The organism is Thalassotalea sp. 273M-4, from assembly GCF_041410465.1.
GTDB lineage: Bacteria > Pseudomonadota > Gammaproteobacteria > Enterobacterales > Alteromonadaceae > Thalassotalea_A > Thalassotalea_A aquiviva.
The window spans coordinates 2,017,465-2,037,033 of sequence record NZ_CP166961.1 but is presented as its reverse complement, the minus strand read 5'-3'; the positions used below and the strand labels follow the sequence as shown (position 1 = coordinate 2,037,033).

The window sequence follows — 19,569 nt, the reverse complement described above, 5'->3', positions numbered from 1 at the left end:
TGCTGATGGCCGATCCTAAATTTGTTCATCTGCGCGTTCACAGTGATTTTTCTATGTGTGATGGTTTGAATAAAGTCAAACCTATCATAGCAAAAGCCAGTGAATTAAAAATGCCCGCTATCGCCATAACCGACCAAACGAACTTATGTGGTTTGGTGAAGTTTTATGGCGCTGCCCATGGTAGTGGGATCAAGCCTATTATTGGTGCTGATTTTTGGGTCAAAAGCGACGAACTTGAAAATGAGTTAAGTCGTTTGGTGATTATCGCAAGTGATAATATCGGCTATAAAAACCTGACTGAACTGATCTCACAAGCGTACTTACGCGGTGAACTTCAAGGTAAAACGGTCATTGATAAGCAGTGGTTGGTGCAATACAAACAAGGATTGATTTTACTGTCGGGTGGTAAAGACGGTGATATTGGTAAAGCACTCCTTAAAGGCAACCAAGATATGGTTGCAAAAATGACTGCGTTTTATCAACACCATTTTCCCAATCGTTATTTTTTAGAATTACTTCGAACCGGGCGGGCCTTAGAAGAAGAGTATCTTCATATGGCGGTCGAGTTATCAGTAAAAACCGGTATTCCTGTGGTTGCCACCAATGAAGTGGTATTTATTGAACCTGCAGGGTTTGATGCGCACGAAATTCGAGTCGCTATTCACGACGGCTATACCTTAGACGATAAGCGCCGACCAAGATTATATTCTAATCAGCAGTTTTTACGAACCGAAGAGCAAATGTGTGAGCTCTTCTCGGATATTCCAGAAGCGTTGCAAAACTCAGTTGAAATAGCCAAACGTTGTAATGTCACGGTGCGCTTAGGTGAGTACTTCTTGCCAGATTTTCCTACCGGTGATTTAGACATTAAAGACTTCTTGGTGAAGGTCTCTGAAGAGGGCCTACAAGAGCGCTTAGAGTTTTTGTTTGATGCCAATAGCCCTGATTTTGCCGAAATTCGTAAACCCTACGATGAACGTCTTGCGATTGAGCTTGAAGTTATTAATAACATGGGATTCCCTGGTTACTTCCTAATCGTTATGGAATTTATCCAGTGGTCTAAAGATAACAATATCCCTGTTGGACCAGGGCGTGGTTCAGGTGCTGGTTCCTTAGTTGCTTATGCCTTAAAGATTACCGACTTAGATCCACTGGAATTTGACTTACTCTTCGAGCGATTCCTGAACCCCGAACGTATTTCCATGCCCGATTTTGATGTCGATTTTTGTATGGATAGACGCGATGAGGTTATTGATCACGTCGCCGAATTATATGGTCGAGATGCGGTATCGCAAATCATAACCTTTGGTACCATGGCCGCGAAAGCGGTTATTCGAGACGTTGGTAGGGTACTGGGTCACCCTTATGGTTTTGTTGATAGGATTTCAAAATTAATCCCTGGTGATCCAGGAATGACGCTTGCAAAAGCTTTTGAAGTAGAACCCAAGTTACCTGAAATTTATCAACAAGATAACGAAGTTAAAGATTTAATCGATATGTGTCGAATCCTAGAAGGAACGACACGTAACGCCGGTAAGCATGCCGGAGGGGTGGTTATATCGCCTACGACCATCACCGACTTTGCCCCATTATATTGTGACAGTGAAGGTAATAACCCTGTTACCCAATTTGATAAAAACGACGTCGAAGAAGCGGGTCTGGTTAAGTTTGACTTCCTTGGTTTAAGAACCCTGACCATCTTGCAATGGGCGATTGAGATGGCCGATGAAAAGCAGCGAAAAGTGGGTAAAGAGCCCATCGATATTGCCGCTATCCCCCTTGATGACCCGAAAAGCTTTGAATTGCTTCTACGCGCCGAAACCACCGCGGTATTTCAGCTAGAATCGCGTGGAATGAAAGATTTGATCAAACGTCTTAAGCCCGATTGCTTTGAAGATATGATCGCTTTGGTTGCCTTGTTTCGACCCGGACCGCTGCAATCTGGGATGGTAGATAACTTCATTGACCGTAAACTTGGTCGTGAAGAAATTTCATACCCTGATCAAACGTGGCAACACGAATGGTTACAACCCATTTTGGAACCGACCTATGGCATCATCTTGTATCAAGAGCAGGTGATGCAAATTGCTCAGGTCTTGGCAGGCTATACCTTAGGTGGCGCAGATATGCTACGCCGAGCTATGGGTAAGAAAAAACCTGAAGAGATGGCGAAGCAACGGGGGGGCTTTAAATCCGGTGCCGAAAGCTTAGGCGTTGATGGCGAGCTGGCAATGAAAATTTTCGACTTGGTTGAAAAGTTTGCCGGTTACGGTTTCAACAAATCTCACTCGGCAGCCTATGCTTTGGTTTCGTATCAAACTTTGTGGATGAAAACCCATTTTCCGGCGCCATTTATGGCAGCGGTAATGTCGGCGGATATGGATAATACTGACAAGATTGTTACCCTAGTTGATGAATGCAGCAATATGGGACTTGATTTATTACCGCCGGATGTCAACGAAGGTTTGTACAAATTTACGGTAAACGATCAGGATCAAATTGTTTATGGTATTGGCGCTGTTAAAGGCGTCGGAGAAGGGCCTATTGAGGCCATTATTGAAGCACGAGAAACGTTTGGCCCGTTTAAAGATTTATTTGATTTTTGTGCCAAAGTCGATTTAAAGAAAATCAACAAACGTGTGCTTGAGCGCTTGATAAAATCGGGGGCGATGGATAATTTAGGCCCGCACCGAGCAGCGATGTTTGACACTTTGCCTGAAGCGATCAAAGCCGCTGATCAGCATGCCAAAGCGCAGGCCATTGGTCAGAACGATTTATTTGGTTTAATTAATGAAAGTGATGAAGACGCTATTCAGTCGTTTAAAGCAACTCCGCCTTGGGAAGAAGAAGTGTGGCTTGATGGAGAACGTGAAACCCTCGGCTTATATTTAACCGGCCATCCGATTGACCGATTCTTAGATGAAATCAAGCAATATGGTGGCGCCCGTTTGGTGAACCTGCAACCCGGTGGTAAAGATAAAGTATCGACGGCGGTGGGTTTAGTACTCGGGGTTCGCGTATTGGTAAATAAACGAGGCCGCCGTTGGGCGCTGGTGACGTTAGACGATAAAAGTGCGCGCATCGATGTTCGTTTATTCCCCGATGATTACGATAAATATGAAGAAATCTTGCAAAAAGACGCAATTTTAGTCTGTAAAGGACAGGTCAGCTTTGATGATTACTCTGGAGGTATTACAATGACCGCCAGAGACATCATGACGGTTGCTGATGCGCGCGAAAGGTTTATTAAATCTTTAGATATTCATTTACAACGCGCACAAATAGGGCCCGATTTTGTGCAACGTTTTAGCCAAGTATTGTCTCCATATAAAGAGGGTAGTTGTCCGGTCAAGTTGTATTATCAACGCGATGAAGCAAAAGTGACCTTGGAATTAGGTACCCAGTGGCGAGTTTCTCCAGCTGACTCATTGATCCATCAATTAAAAATTTTAGTCGGTGAAGAGAATATTTCGCTCGAGTTTTAGTCGTAGTAGGCTTTGTCTATATTGACAAGTAGTGTGTTTTAAATCCAAATTACACCCTACAAATCAGCCTTTTACGTAGCAATTAAGCCGTGCAGGTAGCTTTCTGCACTAAAGGATATATAGTAACATGACATACGATGATAATAATTCGTCATGTTATCTGGCGAAACAACAATTAAGTTTGTCATTAAACAATTAGGTAATAGATTTATGTCCCTCAATTTTTTAGATTTTGAGCAACCCATCGCTGATCTACAAGCGAAGATAAAAGAATTAGAATTGGTCAACCAAGGTCAGGATCTTGATTTGGATCTGGAAGAAGAAATTGCCCAGTTACGGTTAAAAAGCGAAGAGAAAACTCGTAAAGTTTTCGCCAACTTAGAGCCGTGGCAAATTTGTCGTGTCGCTCGTCACCCAGGACGCCCGTACACTCAAGATTATATTGAGCGAATTTTTACTGACTTTAATGAGTTAGCCGGTGACAGAGCTTACGCAGATGATGCTGCCATCATTGGTGGTACGGCTAGATTAGATGGTCGCCCAGTTATGGTTATCGGTCATCAGAAAGGGCGTTCAACGACAGAAAAAGTACGCCGTAATTTTGCTATGCCACGTCCAGAGGGTTACCGCAAAGCCCTTCGTCTTATGCAAATGGCTGAGCGTTTTAATATGCCAATCATTACATTTATTGACACCCCAGGAGCGTATCCAGGCATTGGTGCCGAAGAGCGAGGTCAATCAGAAGCGATCGCGAGAAACCTTAAAGTTATGGCACGCTTAACGGTACCAATTATTTGTACAGTGATTGGCGAAGGTGGTTCAGGTGGGGCGCTTGCTATTGGCGTAGGCGATCGCATTAATATGTTGCAATATTCTACCTACTCGGTGATCTCTCCTGAAGGTTGTGCATCGATTTTATGGAAAACCGCTGAAAAAGCACCACTGGCTGCTGAAGCTATGGGCGTAACCGCTGATCGGATCAAAGAGCTTGATTTAATCGACAACATCATTGCAGAGCCACTTGGCGGAGCCCACAGAGACTTTGATTTAATGTCTAACAGCATTAAAGAATCGATTAAGACCGATTTGGCTGAACTTGTTGATACAAGCAATGAAGATCTTATTGAGCAACGTTATCAGCGTTTAATGACTTTTGGTTACTGTTAGAGTCCGTTAACGAAAGAGATCAAAAAAGAGAGTGTAAACTCTCTTTTTTTTTATGGTAATCTGTCCAAGAGATAAAGAATAGTTATATAGATAAAATGACGTTATCAGCAGAACAGCCTATAGAGCAGGTTTTGTATCAATTTTTACAAAGCTTAGAACTTACAGAGCGACCTATTGTTATTGCCTACAGTGGTGGTATTGACTCACAGGTACTGCTTCACAGTGCCGTGACTTTATTAAGACAAAAACGGTTAAAATCATCACTTAAAGTCATTCATGTTAATCATGGATTGAGTGCTAACGCTGACTCTTGGCAGCAATTTTGTCAGCAACAAAGCGCGCAATATCATGTGCCTTTTTCGGGTTACAAGGTCGAGATTGATGTTCATGGTAAAGAGAGTATCGAAGCACTGGCAAGAGACGCACGTTATAAAGTGTTTATGGAACAAAGTGAACCTAACGCGGTTATTTTAACGGGACATCATCAAGACGATCAGGTGGAAACGTTTTTATTGGCACTAAAACGAGGAGCCGGGGTGCAAGGTCTAGGCGCAATGCAATCACTGCGACGACTCGATAATGATAAAAATTTAACCCTAGCCCGTCCTTTATTGTCGTTGAGCCGAGAACAAATAGAATCTTATGCTAGAAGACAGCAATTAGCTTGGATTGAAGACGAATCTAATGCTGATGAACGCTTTGATCGCAATTTTATTCGCGCCCAGGTGATACCATTATTAACGCAGCGTTGGCCGGGGATCTCTCAAACCATCAGTCGCAGTGCCCGTCATTGTCAGCAAGCCCATAAGCTTATTCGTCAACAAGCATCCGATGATTTAGCTTATTGTTTAAATGAAGATTCGAGCTTGTCGATAAAAAGCCTTTGCCAGATCCCCCCTAACCGACAGCCGCAAGTGTTAAGACAATTTGTTAATGAATATGTCGGTCAGCCACCGTCAACAAAACAACTTGAAGAGCTTGTCACGGCTTGCTTTGACGCCAAAGTGGATAAAAATCCGCAAATTAAATTAGCTGGTGCAATCATCAGACGGTATCAGAGTAACTTGTATATTACTAAGGCGTTTATGGATGTTGGTGGTTGGCAATGGCAACACCAATTTGATCAAAGCTTTACCTCCCAAAGCATTGTTTTACCCGATGGTTTGGGTCGATTAACGTTAACAAAAGTGAATCGTGAAGCTGTTACCTTGGCGCCTAATCAGTGGCAGGTGTCTTTACCAAGCATTCAACAACAGATTAAGCTGGGATTTGAACACACAAACCCAAAGTGTTTACCAGCGTATCGAAACAAACGCCGGGAGCTAAAAAAGATTTTTCAAGAGTTGAATGTACCAACTTGGCAGCGTAAACGCTCTCCTATCTTATTTTTTGACGATCGTGTCGTATCAGTACTTCCCTTGTTTGTGTGTAAAGAGTATCTTATTGACCAAAATAAAGAATGCTTGCTTGTAAGCTGGGATCAAGATTAAGAGGTAACGTCGTGTCCATTAGCGCATTAAAAAAAATAAATAAAATAAGTTTGGTCAACCAAATAATCATCGCCATCATTATCGGTATTTTGGTGGCGGTAGTTGCTCCTGAAACTGCCGACTCTTTATCGTTGTTAGGGCGTTTATTCGTTGATGCCCTAAAAGCTGTAGCACCCATCTTAGTGTTTGTCTTGGTTATTTCTTCGATAGCGAATCAAAAAGCCAACAGTGATGCCAATCTAAAGCTTATCATTGCTTTGTATCTTATAGGCACATTGAGCGCAGCATTTGTGGCCGTTGCGATGAGCTTTTTATTTCCAACCAGTTTAACGTTAGATTTGGCCAGTGCCAGTGCGAATCCTCCAAAGGGGCTTACAGAAGTATTAACAACGCTTGCATTTAAAATCGTCGATAATCCGATTAATGCCATAGCAACGGGTAATTTTATCGGAATTCTTGCCTGGGGATTAGGTATTGGATTTGCCCTTAAAAAAGTGAACAGCAACACCAAAGCCATGGTCCACGATTTAGCCGATGCCATTTCGTTGATTGTCAAACTTGTGATCCGATTTGCCCCCCTTGGTATTTTTGGTCTTGTCGCGAACACGGTTGCGACCACAGGCTTTGCGGTATTAGCAGAGTACGGCAGTTTATTGGCCGTTTTGTTATCGTCTATGTTGATTATTGCGCTTATTGTGAATCCCCTTATCGTTTTTTGGATCACGCGAGAAAACCCTTATCCGTTGATTTTTACCTGCTTACGAGGTTCGGCGATTACCGCCTTTTTTACCCGAAGTTCAGCAGCCAATATTCCGGTTAATATGGCGCTGTGTAAAAAACTGGATTTACATGAAGATACCTATTCAGTGTCTATTCCTCTAGGTGCAACCATAAATATGGCTGGCGCGGCGATTACTATCACGGTGTTAACATTAGCCGCTGCCAATACCCTAAACATTGAAGTGGACTTTGCTACGGCTATTTTATTGAGTGTGATAGCTTCTGTATCTGCGTGTGGCGCTTCTGGAGTCGCTGGAGGGTCATTATTATTGATCCCGCTTGCCTGTAGTATTTTTGGGATCAGTAATGATGTTGCAATGCAAGTGGTAGCCATTGGCTTTATCATTGGCGTGGTGCAAGATTCAGCCGAGACCGGTTTGAATAGTTCTACCGATGTTGTTTTTTCAGCTGCTGCGTCGCATCACGTAACGAAATAAGTATTTTTAAAAGAAATTAAAGCGTTATCTTTTATTGAGATAGCGCTTTTTTTATGCACATTTTTTCAGGTTCTAAGCAATCTTAACTCTAAAAGTGTGGATAAATAATTTAAAATCTGTGAAAAAATCTACCGTTATTCAAGGTTAAATTGTTTTATTCACTAAAGTTGTGGATAACTATGTGCATTAGCTTTGCAAATGTAAGCTTAACCTACGCCAGATAAGACTTTTATAGTGGTGGTTAAAAAGCAACCATGCAACAAGCGCTTTAGCGCCTTTGTTGTCACATGAATTTTACAATAGGTAGGGAAATGGGGCATTTGCTGGCGAAATTGATTAAATTAACAAAAAGTAACTTAAAACTTGGCTTAAGTCGGCAATGTAAAATTACAAACATATGGTTTTATGTTACTCTAGCAAAAATTTATACCGCTCTCGATTAAAGGTTTTCAACTTGGTTTTAAAACACATTCATATGCTACTGGCATTGCTTTCGGTCAGTCTCTTTATTTTGCGATTTATTCTTCAACTAAAAGGTTCAGGAATATTACAAAAGAAGTGGATAAAAGTGACACCGCATGTGATTGACACCTTTTTATTGACCGCTGGTGTTGTGCTTATAGTGCAATACCAATTATACCCAACCAATGTGATGTGGATGGCTGAAAAACTTGTCGCAGTACTAGCCTACATTGTTTGTGGCTTTTACACCTTAAAACTTGCCCGCACCAATTTCTTACGCTGGTTTGGTTTTATAGGCGCGATGGGGTGGGTGTTATTGGTGGTCAGAATTGCCACCAGTAAAAGCAACTTTTTATTTTAAGTCCATTTGCCAACCTGTTGTTTTAGTACAGAAGAGTGAATTTAGCCGTACATGAAAGATTTATTATTTGCAGAATTAAAGTCTCAAAATTTGAACATTGTTCACAGCATCAGTCTTATTGAACAAGAATTGTTTTCGGTAAAAGCCGATAAAATTAGAGATTTAAAGCAGTTAGTCGACGCTTTAGTTATTGATAGTCAACAACAAATTGAATCCATTGACGATGCTCTGGATCGGGCTGAAAAACTGTTAGAGTTATTGTTTGTTGACAATTTACTTGTTGACTCAGAGCAAACGGTTTGGCCGTTGACTAGCCAATTACTTGAAACGTCCATTGCTTTTCGCTCGATAGCGCCACCGTTAAAATCGCTACTGTTGTTATACATTATTCGCAGTTGTGGCTTTAGTTGTGATGCGGTATTTGTCCCTGATGAGGTGATGATACGTATCGTTTGTGATGATGACTATGCCATTATATTCAACCCTATTGATGGCAAACCGATTAACTGGTTTGAACTTGAACAGCGTATTGAAAACCCCGAATCACTTGAGCAAAGTATTAGCATTGAAACCGTTTCGGATCAGGATTTAATCGCTCAACATTTAATGTCATTAAAAACGGCATTAATTCGTGAACAGCAATTTGAACTTGCGCTTAAATGTACCGACATCATATTAGGCTTGCGCCCAGAAGACCCATATCAGCGCAAAGAACGTGGGGCTTTATTGCAACAATTAGATTGTTACAAAGTGGCATTTGATGATTATCGTTACTTTGTCGAAAAATGTCCTAAAGACCCAAGCGCAAAAATTTTACAAATACAACTTGAGATGATTCAACATCTTGACCCTGTATTGCACTAAAAGCAGACTATAACTGCTTAATAATATGGAGACATTATGCAACATCAAGCATTAATCACTAACGATGCCTCGGTTCTGGGGTTATTGGCTATTTTACTTGGTTTGGTTTTTTACACTGCAAACAGTGCCAATGTAAAATGGCAGAAGTTTTATTCCATCGTGCCGGCCGTTTTACTGTGTTATTTTTTACCATCATTACTAAATACGTTTGGCATTATCAGCGGTAAAGAGTCGAATTTATACTTTGTCGCCTCGCGCTTTTTATTACCGACCTGTTTGGTGTTATTAACTTTAAGTGTTGATCTTAAAGCCATTGCTGGTTTGGGCAGTAAAGCTGTGATCATGTTTTTTACCGGAACCTTTGGTATCGTCATTGGCGGTCCTATCGCTTTAATGGTTGTCGCCAGTTTCCGTCCTGATTTATTGGGCGTTGATGATGCAGAAGCCGTTTGGCGTGGATTAACGACGGTTGCCGGAAGCTGGATTGGCGGTGGTGCAAACCAAGCTGCAATGAAAGAAATTTATGGCGCTGGGGATAAAATATTCTCAGCGATGATCACAGTTGATGTCATCGTTGCCAATATTTGGATGGCCGTGTTATTAGTTATGGCGTCTAATGCAAAAACCATTGACCAAAAATCCGGGGCCGATACCAGCGCCATTACACGCTTAAAAAACAAAGTGGAAACCTTTCAATCAGAAAATGCTCGTATTCCAGTATTAAATGATTTAATGCTTATTTTAGCGATAGGCTTTGGGGTGACGGGCTTTGCTCATATTTTTGCCGATACCATTACCCCGTTTATGCAAGCAAACTATCCAGAGCTTGAGAAACTGAGCTTTCATAGTAAGTTCTTTTGGATGATTGTCTCAGCAACCGCGGTTGGTATTGTTTTATCATTTACCCGATTACGCAATCTCGAAGGCGTTGGCGCTTCGCGTGTTGGCTCTGCCATGCTGTATATTTTAATCGCCTCTATTGGTATGAAAATGGACATCATGATGATTTTTGATGCGCCTATTTTCTTCGTTATTGGCATCATTTGGATGATGATCCATGCAAGCTTAATGCTTATCGTTGCTAAGCTTATCAAAGCACCATTGTTTTATATGGCCGTGGGTTCACAAGCAAACGTCGGTGGTGCGGCTTCGGCGCCAATTGTAGCATCTGCATTTCATCCGTCGCTAGCACCGGTTGGGGTGTTGCTTGCGGTGTTAGGTTACACTGTCGGTACTTATGCTGCTTGGTTATGTGGTCAAATTTTACAAGCCGTTTCTTAGTGTTATCATACGGTTTCTAGTTAATCGAATCGGTATTAAGTTGCTATAATTGCACAATCTAATTCAAGCAAATTCAATCAGCTTGGTGAATTTGCTCAACAAATAAGAGGATCCTATGGGATTACAAACTATCAACCTAAATAATATCGAGATTGCCAATGACAAACCGTTCGTGCTTTTTGGTGGCATGAATGTCTTGGAATCTCGTGATTTGGCCATGAAAATCGTTGAACACTATGTCGAAGTTACCCAAAAGCTTGGTATACCATATGTGTTTAAAGCCTCTTTTGATAAAGCAAATCGCTCTTCAGTGCATTCTTATCGTGGTCCTGGAATGGAACAAGGTTTAAAAATCTTCGAAGAATTAAAAGCACAATTTAATGTGCCAATCATTACCGATGTGCATGAACCTTATCAGGCCCAACCGGTGAGTGAAGTGGTTGATGTGATCCAATTACCCGCTTTCCTAGCTCGTCAAACCGATTTAGTCGTTGCGATGGCTAAGACCGATGCGATAATTAACGTGAAAAAGCCACAATTTTTAGCCGCTCATGAAATGCGCCATATCATTAAAAAGTTTTCAGAAGCTGGCAATGAAAAGGTCATCTTGTGTGAGCGAGGTTCTTGCTATGGTTACAACAACCTCGTTGTTGATATGTTAGCAATGGATGAAATGAAAGGGATGGCACCGGTTATATTTGATGCTACCCACGCCTTACAAAAGCCAGGTGGTCGTAGCGACTCTGCTGATGGTCGTCGCGCACAAGCCGCACAGCTTGCTCGAAGTGGTATGGCTCTTGGTATTGCCGGTTTATTTATTGAATCACATCCAAATCCAAATGAAGCATTGTGTGATGGCCCATGTGCTCTGCCTTTGCATGCTTTGGAAGCGTATCTTACCCAAATGAAAGCGGTTGATGATTTGGTTAAATCTTTCTCTCCATTGATCACTGACTAAACTAATAGCCTAAGGCGGATTTATATATCCGCCTTTTCTTAGGATATAAAGGTCCATGGCAAACCGGCTCCCCCCATTAAATTCATTAAAGGCGTTTGAAGTTTCTGCACGCTTGTTAAGTTTTACCAAAGCTGCTCAAGAGTTGCATGTGACTCAAGCCGCTGTATCACACCAAATCAAATCTTTGGAAAGTCATTTAGGTTTAAAGCTATTTATGCGTAAAAATCGCGCATTATTACTTACCGAAGAAGGCCAGTCATATTTTCTTGATATCAAGGATATTTTCACGTCTTTACATGAGGCGACCGATAAACTCCTAGCACGAGGTGCTAAGGGGGCGTTAACGGTTATGATTCAGCCAAGTTTGGCCATTCAATGGTTAGTCCCCAGACTCAATGCCTTTAATCAACTTAACCCTGATATAGATGTCAGAATTAAAGCCGATAACATACAACAAGATTACCTTGAAGATGATGTCGATATTGCTTTTTTCTATGGTCAGGGGGGCTGGCATGGATTGACCGCGGATAAAATAAAATCTGAGTATTTGATGGCCGTTTGCTCACCCATGTTACTTAACGGGGATAAACCTTTAGCCGACCCTAGCGATTTACAATACCATACTTTATTGCATGATACCTCAAGACAGGACTGGAAACGTTGGTTTAAAAAAGTTAAGAGTAGCGTTGGCAACGTCGAACAAGGGCCTATTTTTAGTCACTCGTCGATGGTGCTGCAAGCTGCTTTACATGGTCACGGTGTCGCTCTAGTCAGTAATGTACTCGCAACCCCAGATATTGAAAGCGGTCGCTTGGTTGCGCCTTTTACCGAAGTGTTAGATAACCAAGATGCATACTATCTTGTTTGTCGAGAAAACCAAGCGGGGATGGCACGCATTGCACCATTTCGCCAATGGGTACTCGATACCATGCGCTCAGAAGGCGAAGAAGTCATACCGGAACATTCATGAGTACATCAGCGATGGAAGTAAGTTTCACCCCAGCTCACAATGCTATTGCTACCTTTATTTTTGCCCATGGCGCTGGCGCGGATATGGACAGTGAATTTATTGCGCAAATCAGTCAAGCATTGGTTGCTTTAAGGGTCAATGTCTTACGCTTTAATTTTTCTTACATGAGTGCGCGTAAAGTCGATGGTAAACGCCGTCCGCCAAGTCGGATGCCAACCTTAATAGAAGAATATAAGCAAGTATTAGCCGGGTGCGATCCGGCTTTACCTATATTTATTGGGGGAAAGTCAATGGGCAGTCGGGTGGCTGTGCACCTTTCTGAACAAGCCGATGTAGCTGGGGTCATGTGTTTAGGTTATCCTTTTCACCCACAAAAGAAACCAGAAAACTTAAGGCTTGACTGCTTATTTAACACCAACAAGCCTGTACTTATCGTTCAAGGCACCCGCGATCCTTTGGGTAATGAGCAAGAAATTAAAGATTATCAATTACCTGCACATATTAAATTGGCGTTTTTACAAGATGGTGACCATGATCTAAAACCAAGAGTAAAATCTGGCTATACCCATCAACAACATAAACAAAGGGCGGTCGAGCAAATGTTCGCCTTTATTAAGGTTCATCTTAATGGCTAGTGTCACCTTTTTACAGCTTTTTTCTGGTTTTTGTGGTGCCATTTCGGTACTGGCTTATGCATGGTTGAGTCATGCTCAACATGGCCTTGTATCTAAGCAAATAATGTCTTTAGAAACAGCGTTATTATTTGCATTTATTCATCTGCTTGCCATCTTTATAGTGGTGCTATTGTATTTACAAACACGTGTTAAACAATACTTACTAAGCGGTTATCTATTTGCCTTTGGTATTATTGGCTTTAGTGGCGTAATTTTTCTCAAAACATTTTTAATTTCTGGCCTTGGGATCATTACTCCCATTGGGGGCATGGCATTTGCCTTCGGTTGGTTAATTTTAGGACTGGCGAGCAATAAATTTAAACAATCAACACAAGCCTAAATAGGCACTGTTGGTAATGAGGTAATAAAACATAATGAGCGCAATAATTTTATATTGTCGACCTGGATTTGAAAAAGAATGCGGTGCTGAAATTCAAGAAAAAGCCGCATGGAACGAAATATTTGGCTATTTGCAATTAAAGAAAAATCAGGGCTTAGTCTATTTTCATTTATACGATCCCGAGCAAGCGGATATCTTGTTAACTAAGTTACCTTTAACTCGGCTTATTTTTGCCAGACAATGGTTTGCCACCTTAGGTGATGTCATTGAATTGCCAAGTTATAACCGTGTCGAAGCCATAGCCGAAGCGTTAGGTGAAGAGTATCACTATCAAGAGTTAAGAGTTGAAACTTGTGACACTAATGACGGTAAAGAGTTGTCTAAGTTTATTCGTAAATTGTCTGTGCCTTTGCGTCAACAGCTAAGAAAAACTGGGGTTTTAGCAGCCAAAGATGTGGTTGAGTCTGCGCACGGCGCAACCATTTTACATGGCTTATTCTTATCGGGCCAACAGGTACAAATGGGCTATTCATTTGTTAAAAATTCATCTGAGCATGTGATGGGGATCCCAAGGCTAAAATTCCCAACCGCAGCGCCAAGTCGCTCAACGCTAAAATTAGATGAAGCCTTTTTGTATTTTATTCCAAAAGATGAATGGGATACACGATTATGCTCTGGTTTGAACGCGGTGGATTTAGGAGCTGCCCCAGGAGGGTGGACGTATCAATTGGTTCGCCGTGGGATGATGGTAAAAGCCGTTGATAATGGCCCTATGGCAGAGTCTTTAATGGAAACTGGGCAAGTAAAACATTATCAGCATGATGGTTTTAAATTTCGTCCCAGTAAAAAAAATAATTATTGGCTTGTTTGCGATATGATTGAAAACCCCACCAAGGTGGCTAAATTAATGGCGAACTGGATTGTGGAAGGTGATTGTAAAGAAGCCATCTTTAATTTGAAGCTCCCGCCAACAGCAGGGCGCTATCAGTTAGTGATGAAGAATTTGCAAACGATCAAAGATACTATGTCCGAACATGATATTTGGTACGAAATGTACGCTAAGCATTTGTACTATGACCGTGAAGAGGTTACTGTGCACTTACGCCGATTAAAGTAGCTAGATTGTGGCATAAAGTATAAAACAAACCAGAGCATAGCTCTGGTTTGTTGTTTTTGCTCTTTAAACTTTAAGCGTCTTAAAATTTAAAGGTTACGTTGGCTTGAAAGTAACGGCCGGTAATGTCATAGGCATCTGGTACCGTATTAACCCCGGTTGAGCTGTTTAAAAAGCCTTGGCCGGCAAAGGGGGGCTGTTTATCAAAGGCATTTTTAATGACAAAGCCAAACTTAACATCCTCACTGTAATAATAGTCCGCCGCTAAATCATGCATAATGTAGCTGCCGAAGGTATTTGACTCCTGCAATGGCTCAAAGTTAGAGAAGTTAAAATTATCTTCATTAACAGAATCCACGGACTTATCCCAAAAACGTGTGCGCCAAGTCACAGTAAAATCATCCCAAAGATAAGTGATGTTAAGATTAGCTCGGTTATCTGGGGTGAGTACTTCGCCAACATAATCTACCGAAGTGCCATCTTCAATACTGGTTTCAATCCACTCATCAATGTAATTCCAAACAAGTAAGGTTTTTAACGTACCCGGCCCGATGTCAGTTGAATAGCTTACTTCAATATCTAAGCCTTTGGTGTCTAAATCATTTTCATTACTGGTACCAGAGTGTACTTCCAATAACGCCCCGTTTTGATCTCGTACGGCAACTGGGGCAGGACCTTGTGGACTTTGATAGCTACCGCAATTAGGATCAAACTCACTCGTTGCAACATCAAAACATCGATTAAGGACGGTAGTACGAGAGGTTGAACGGATGGCATCTTCAATCGAAATGTCATAGTAATCGACCGTGAGCGATAAGGCATCCGTCACTTGCCATACGACACCTAAGCTGTAGGTTTGTGCGGTTTCCTCTTTTACGTTTTCATTACCACCAATAGTACCACCAGCATTTTGAGCTTCTACCTGTGATAAAGTAAATGAACCGGTACTGGCAACCCGGTCAGCAACCTCAGAAATGCTTAAACAGTTGGCTCGAATATTTGCGGCAATACCGTCACTGCCATCGCTTTCAAGCCCTGAACAAGGGTCGGAAACACTGGCAAAGGTCTCGCCGCGACCGCCGTATAAATCGGCAATATTTGGAGTTCTAACCGCGGTTGCTGCAGAAGCGCGAAACATAAGGGTCTCGGATGGTGAGTACTCAAGTCCTGCATTCCAAGTGACATCCCCGCCGGTTATTTCATGATCAGAATATCGAGCGGCCAAATCAAGTTGAAAGTTATCAGCAAACGGTAAGCCAAATTCAACAAACCAATCGTCGGTGTAAAAACTGCCTTTCGTTGGTAATGATAAATTGGTATTTGATGCGCCGGTTTGAGCTAAATCGCCAGGGCTAAACTCGCCTTTTTCAAGTCGGTGTTCATAACCAAACACCATCCCCACATTACCACCGTCTAACTCCCATGGCAGTTCACCGACCACACTGGCGCCGACTATAAATTGCTCTGCTTGCCCTTTAACTTTGGCTGGAGAGCTGACATAGGCAATAGCATCGTCAGAAATGGTGCCAGCACCAAAGAGATTTAATGGCGTACAGCCTTGTAAGCGCGCGTGTTGGCTTACACAACGAAGCTCACCTGTATCTGGGTCAACTTCCGCATCAAGGGCTAAAATGGCGCGTTCAATATTGACTTGTCCGCCATTGTCTTGATTTTGATCGGTTTTACCCCAGCTTAAGAACGTGTTCAGTTGCCAGTTGCCATCAATATCCCAGTCTAAACCTGTGGCAATGCGTATGGTGTCGCGCTCTAAGTCGGTAGAGCGAGGACCAAATTCTACCATTCGGCGAACAAAATCCAGTTCATTTATATTGGTTATACCGTCGGCCTCAAGATTTGTCCGTAGTAGTTCAGGTACCAACGGGGAATAGATGCTCATACCACCAGTGCCACCACGAGGTTGCAGCCAAACATCTTCACCAATGTCTAATGCCGAAGGCTCAATGGTTGAGTCATAGGTTGAGGCATTGTTCCAATTAACTTCGGTAAATATCTTAACGTCATCGCTAAGCTCTTGATTAAAGTTAAATGCAGCGTATTTGCGCTCTAAAGGGGTAACTAATTGACGATAACTGGCGCGGTTAAATCGATTATCATTGGAAAAGGGGGTGCCATCGCCATTATAACCAGAACTGGTGCTACCGATTCGACCTTGGGGAGGAAAGGAAGAAAAAAGCTCTCCTCGGTACTCTTTACCATTTTCATCGAGCAAAATGGCCTCATCCAATGCTGAAAAGTCACGATCGCTGGAACGTAAACCTTTGTCATCATCGTAACCAATTGACATGGTGACATTACCGCTATTCCAACTATGCCCACCGGTTAAACTGAGCGAGTACTGCTCTCGATCGCCCTCACCACTGATACCCGTTGATAGGTTAAGTTCTATACCTTCAAAGTTTTTACGCAAAATGATATTGACAACGCCAGCAACCGCATCAGAGCCGTAAATGGCAGAAGAAGCACTTTTTAAAATTTCAATGCGCTCAATCATTGAAGTGGGAATTGAATTTAAATCGACCGCATAACCACTTGATGGATCTTTACCGGATATAAATCGGCGACCATTAACAAGCACAAGGGTTCGCTCATCACCTAAGTTTCGCAGGGCAGTGGTATTTAACCCAACCGCCGAAGTGGTAAACGCGGAATTTGATGAACTTGAACCAGCGATGGCAATAGGCGATTGGTTAAGGACATCGGCAACGTTTAACGCACCCGAGGCAAGGATTTCTTCACGGCCGATAACGGTAACCGGCACCGGTGTTTCAAGGTCTGTGCGTTTTAATCGAGAGCCTGTGACTTCAATTCGTTCTATCTTTTGCTCATTTTCTTCAGCGTAGGTATAAGTGGAGGGGACATAAATAAGAGTGGTTGCCAAAGATGTATATCCTGCAACTCTTAAAGCCCTGAATAAGTATGTAACGTTCATAATTTATCCCTGCTTAGCCATTTGGCAGTATGTGGTGAATAATTACTCGTTGTAATATATAGCCTTCCATGGTGTTTTAAATTCACCTAATAAGCTTGGTAATAGCAGGCGAATTCAATGTAGAAAGCTTAGTATTAAGTTGCAGGATTGTAAAAAAACGAAAGTGACTCTAAAGCCAGTGAGAACAAGGGTTTATATCGAGTTTTAAGCTTGTTTTTTAGATGTTAAATAAAGACATTTAACCGTAAAAGATAGATATAAATAGAAAAGGTTAAAATATTTATGTAGCTAACATATTGTAAAGCTTTATATTATTTTATGCGTAGAACGATTTTTAAAATTTAATAGCAGTTTGTATAAGAACGCACATAGATACGCGAAAAGATTGTTTGAACAAAAAAAGATAAAAAAAAATTAATGGTAAGTAAATGTGTCAAAGTAGGGATAAAACAGCCGAAATTATCTCGGCTGTTTTATCTATAAGGATTGAATAGCGTTTAACTATAAACGCTCAAGTAAGGCTTCGGTAAATTCTGTTGTACCAGCATTACCACCTAAGTCACGAGTCGTTCTATCGCCAGATTCAATCACATCTTTTAAGGCGTTACGAATTTTGGTCGCTTGTTCCGTTTTACCCAAGTATTCTAACATTTGAATAGACGCAAGGATAACGGAAGAAGGGTTGGCTAAGTTTTTACCAGCAATGTCTGGCGCACTGCCATGTACCGCTTCAAAAATAGCGCAATCTTCACCAATGTTAGCCCCTGGTGCCATACCAAGGCCACCCACTAAACCGGCACATAAATCAGAGATAATATCGCCAAATAAGTTGGTGGTTACAATAACATCAAATTGCTCAGGGTTCATAACCAATTGCATACAACAGTTATCAACGATCATCTCGGCTGATTCAATATCTGGATACTCTTCACCAACTTCTCGAGCAACTTTTAGGAATAAACCGGAAGTAGACTTTAAAATGTTAGCTTTGTGGACAGCCGTCACTTTTTTACGCCCTTCTTTGCGAGCCGTTTCGTAAGCAAACTTAACAATACGGCGAGCACCTTCGCGAGTGATCAAGCTTTTAGCTTCTGCTTGTTCACCATCTTCTGAGGTAATTTGACCTAAACCTGAATACATGCCTTCGGTATTTTCACGAATCGTTAAGATATCAATATTCTCGTAACGAGCACGGGTGCCTTTAAATGAGGTTACCGGACGTAAATTGGCGTATAACTTAAATTGCTTGCGCAAAGTAACGTTAATTGAAGTAAAACCTTCACCGACTGGCGTGGTTAATGGGCCTTTTAAGGTGATTTTATTTTTTTCGATTAACTTTATGGTTTGTTCAGGAACCAGTTCACCATGTTTTTCTAGCGCAGTTAAACCTGCATCAGCGAACTCGTACTCAAAATCACATCCAGCCTTGTCTAAAACTTTTAAACATGAGTCGATAATACTTGGGCCAATGCCATCCCCTGGGATCACTGTGATGGTTTGTTTTGTCATTGAAATGCCTATAAAAATAATTGGAAAAAATTACTCAAAAGAGAATATTTTTAGATTTATTAATGAATAAAAAAAGACTAAAAAAAATCCGCCTTTCATTTGATGGCGGATTTATAACATGACTAGTGAAAATTTTCTAGTTGGATTTCATCTATTTGTCGATAAAATGCAACAAATAATGGGTAAGTTGCAGGATTTGTTTGACATAAAGCAACAAATTGTTGAATCGTAAAGGCGTTAAAGCTCTTTATAATCGATGTAGGCCGTTTCACCAATCCCTACCAACATCCCACCTTTAAACAATAATGCGGTACATTCATCTTGTGTTGTGATGCCATCAGAATGTTTATGTTGGGTGCGATAAAACATTACCTGGTAGCTTTCAGAGCCAACTATTTTAGCTTCGGTTAAATCTGGCGCGCCTAAATCTTGTAAGATTTTGTCTACATTAGTGTTTTCTAAGTTTAATTGATTAATGTATTGACGGTTGTAGCCTTCACGCTCATCCCATTCCATGTTTGCAGGCGTGTCTTTATAAAAGTACATTACTGAGGTAGCAAATACACCATATAGAGCAAAAGCAAGGAAAAGAAAGAAGGCAATTTTTTTATTCATAGGAGGAAACCCTAAACGTCAGTGTCATAAATAAACACTAATAATATAGAAGTTTGGCACTGAAAACAAAGGAAAATCTTCTCATTTTATGGAATCAAAACCGGTAATTGTA

15 protein-coding genes are annotated in these 19,569 nt (G+C 41.5%); 12 read left to right on the top strand and 3 right to left on the bottom strand.

From position 1 onward, the window contains the following. The first annotated feature begins 5 nt into the window (after positions 1–5). The 12 genes from dnaE to rlmM all read left to right on the top strand — a co-directional run bounded on the left by dnaE (position 6) and on the right by rlmM (position 14,386). A complete protein-coding gene (dnaE, locus tag ACAY00_RS09230) occupies positions 6–3,485 on the top strand; it encodes a DNA polymerase III subunit alpha (RefSeq protein ID WP_371372718.1) in 3,480 nt (1,159 codons plus the stop codon). A gap of 210 nt (positions 3,486–3,695) precedes the next feature. Then, on the top strand, positions 3,696–4,652 hold the full coding sequence (gene accA, locus ACAY00_RS09225; RefSeq protein ID WP_371372716.1) for an acetyl-CoA carboxylase carboxyl transferase subunit alpha: 957 nt from the start codon (positions 3,696–3,698) through the stop codon (positions 4,650–4,652). 95 nt (positions 4,653–4,747) lie between these two features. Beyond that, a complete protein-coding gene (gene tilS / locus ACAY00_RS09220) occupies positions 4,748–6,142 on the top strand; it encodes a tRNA lysidine(34) synthetase TilS (RefSeq protein WP_371372714.1) in 1,395 nt (464 codons plus the stop codon). Continuing rightward, complete coding sequence (gene sstT / locus ACAY00_RS09215) at positions 6,127–7,359, top strand: serine/threonine transporter SstT (RefSeq protein WP_371379655.1); 1,233 nt, start codon at positions 6,127–6,129, stop codon at positions 7,357–7,359. The genes tilS and sstT overlap by 16 nt, the downstream gene beginning before the upstream one ends. A gap of 454 nt (positions 7,360–7,813) precedes the next feature. Further along, entirely contained in the window at positions 7,814–8,182 is a 369-nt protein-coding gene (locus tag ACAY00_RS09210; protein ID WP_371372712.1) for a SirB2 family protein, read from the top strand. A gap of 51 nt (positions 8,183–8,233) precedes the next feature. After that, entirely contained in the window at positions 8,234–9,046 is an 813-nt protein-coding gene (locus tag ACAY00_RS09205) for a tetratricopeptide repeat protein (RefSeq protein WP_371372710.1), read from the top strand. A gap of 36 nt (positions 9,047–9,082) precedes the next feature. Continuing rightward, a complete protein-coding gene (locus tag ACAY00_RS09200) occupies positions 9,083–10,327 on the top strand; it encodes a DUF819 domain-containing protein (RefSeq protein ID WP_371372708.1) in 1,245 nt (414 codons plus the stop codon). A gap of 115 nt (positions 10,328–10,442) precedes the next feature. Continuing rightward, positions 10,443–11,285: a 3-deoxy-8-phosphooctulonate synthase gene (gene kdsA / locus ACAY00_RS09195; protein ID WP_371372706.1), complete on the top strand. Its 843-nt coding sequence runs from the start codon at positions 10,443–10,445 to the stop codon at positions 11,283–11,285. Positions 11,286–11,340: 55 nt separating this feature from the next. Next, positions 11,341–12,255 (top strand): transcriptional regulator GcvA, encoded by a 915-nt coding sequence (locus ACAY00_RS09190; protein ID WP_371372704.1) that lies wholly within the window; start codon positions 11,341–11,343, stop codon positions 12,253–12,255. Continuing rightward, the gene (locus ACAY00_RS09185; RefSeq protein WP_371372702.1) at positions 12,252–12,890 is read left to right on the top strand and encodes an alpha/beta family hydrolase; all 639 of its coding nucleotides are present in this window, start codon (positions 12,252–12,254) and stop codon (positions 12,888–12,890) included. The genes ACAY00_RS09190 and ACAY00_RS09185 overlap by 4 nt, the downstream gene beginning before the upstream one ends. Beyond that, complete coding sequence (locus tag ACAY00_RS09180; RefSeq protein ID WP_371372700.1) at positions 12,883–13,269, top strand: DUF423 domain-containing protein; 387 nt, start codon at positions 12,883–12,885, stop codon at positions 13,267–13,269. The genes ACAY00_RS09185 and ACAY00_RS09180 overlap by 8 nt, the downstream gene beginning before the upstream one ends. Before the next feature lie 34 nt (positions 13,270–13,303). Next, positions 13,304–14,386 carry a 23S rRNA (cytidine(2498)-2'-O)-methyltransferase RlmM gene (rlmM, locus tag ACAY00_RS09175; RefSeq protein WP_371372698.1) on the top strand — a complete coding sequence of 361 codons (1,083 nt, stop codon included), beginning with the start codon at positions 13,304–13,306 and terminating at the stop codon, positions 14,384–14,386. A gap of 79 nt (positions 14,387–14,465) precedes the next feature. Here rlmM and ACAY00_RS09170 read toward each other — a convergent pair whose 3' ends face one another. The 3 genes from ACAY00_RS09170 to ACAY00_RS09160 all read right to left on the bottom strand — a co-directional run bounded on the left by ACAY00_RS09170 (position 14,466) and on the right by ACAY00_RS09160 (position 19,457). Then, entirely contained in the window at positions 14,466–17,333 is a 2,868-nt protein-coding gene (locus ACAY00_RS09170; RefSeq protein ID WP_371372696.1) for a TonB-dependent receptor plug domain-containing protein, read from the bottom strand. Positions 17,334–17,834: 501 nt separating this feature from the next. Beyond that, positions 17,835–18,842, bottom strand: a complete 1,008-nt coding sequence (locus ACAY00_RS09165; RefSeq protein WP_371372693.1) for an isocitrate dehydrogenase — start codon at positions 18,840–18,842, stop codon at positions 17,835–17,837. A gap of 237 nt (positions 18,843–19,079) precedes the next feature. Then, positions 19,080–19,457 (bottom strand): DUF3192 domain-containing protein, encoded by a 378-nt coding sequence (locus ACAY00_RS09160; protein WP_371372691.1) that lies wholly within the window; start codon positions 19,455–19,457, stop codon positions 19,080–19,082. Positions 19,458–19,569: the final 112 nt, after the last annotated feature.

Coding starts and splice junctions, on each gene's coding strand:
- dnaE (WP_371372718.1), top strand. CDS start 6: ATGGCCGATCCTAAATTTGTTCATCTGCGCGTTCACAGTGATTTTTCT.
- accA (WP_371372716.1), top strand. CDS start 3,696: ATGTCCCTCAATTTTTTAGATTTTGAGCAACCCATCGCTGATCTACAA.
- tilS (WP_371372714.1), top strand. CDS start 4,748: ATGACGTTATCAGCAGAACAGCCTATAGAGCAGGTTTTGTATCAATTT.
- ACAY00_RS09205 (WP_371372710.1), top strand. CDS start 8,234: ATGAAAGATTTATTATTTGCAGAATTAAAGTCTCAAAATTTGAACATT.
- ACAY00_RS09200 (WP_371372708.1), top strand. CDS start 9,083: ATGCAACATCAAGCATTAATCACTAACGATGCCTCGGTTCTGGGGTTA.
- kdsA (WP_371372706.1), top strand. CDS start 10,443: ATGGGATTACAAACTATCAACCTAAATAATATCGAGATTGCCAATGAC.
- ACAY00_RS09190 (WP_371372704.1), top strand. CDS start 11,341: ATGGCAAACCGGCTCCCCCCATTAAATTCATTAAAGGCGTTTGAAGTT.
- ACAY00_RS09185 (WP_371372702.1), top strand. CDS start 12,252: ATGAGTACATCAGCGATGGAAGTAAGTTTCACCCCAGCTCACAATGCT.
- ACAY00_RS09180 (WP_371372700.1), top strand. CDS start 12,883: ATGGCTAGTGTCACCTTTTTACAGCTTTTTTCTGGTTTTTGTGGTGCC.
- rlmM (WP_371372698.1), top strand. CDS start 13,304: ATGAGCGCAATAATTTTATATTGTCGACCTGGATTTGAAAAAGAATGC.
- ACAY00_RS09170 (WP_371372696.1), bottom strand. CDS start 17,333: ATGAACGTTACATACTTATTCAGGGCTTTAAGAGTTGCAGGATATACA.
- ACAY00_RS09165 (WP_371372693.1), bottom strand. CDS start 18,842: ATGACAAAACAAACCATCACAGTGATCCCAGGGGATGGCATTGGCCCA.
- ACAY00_RS09160 (WP_371372691.1), bottom strand. CDS start 19,457: ATGAATAAAAAAATTGCCTTCTTTCTTTTCCTTGCTTTTGCTCTATAT.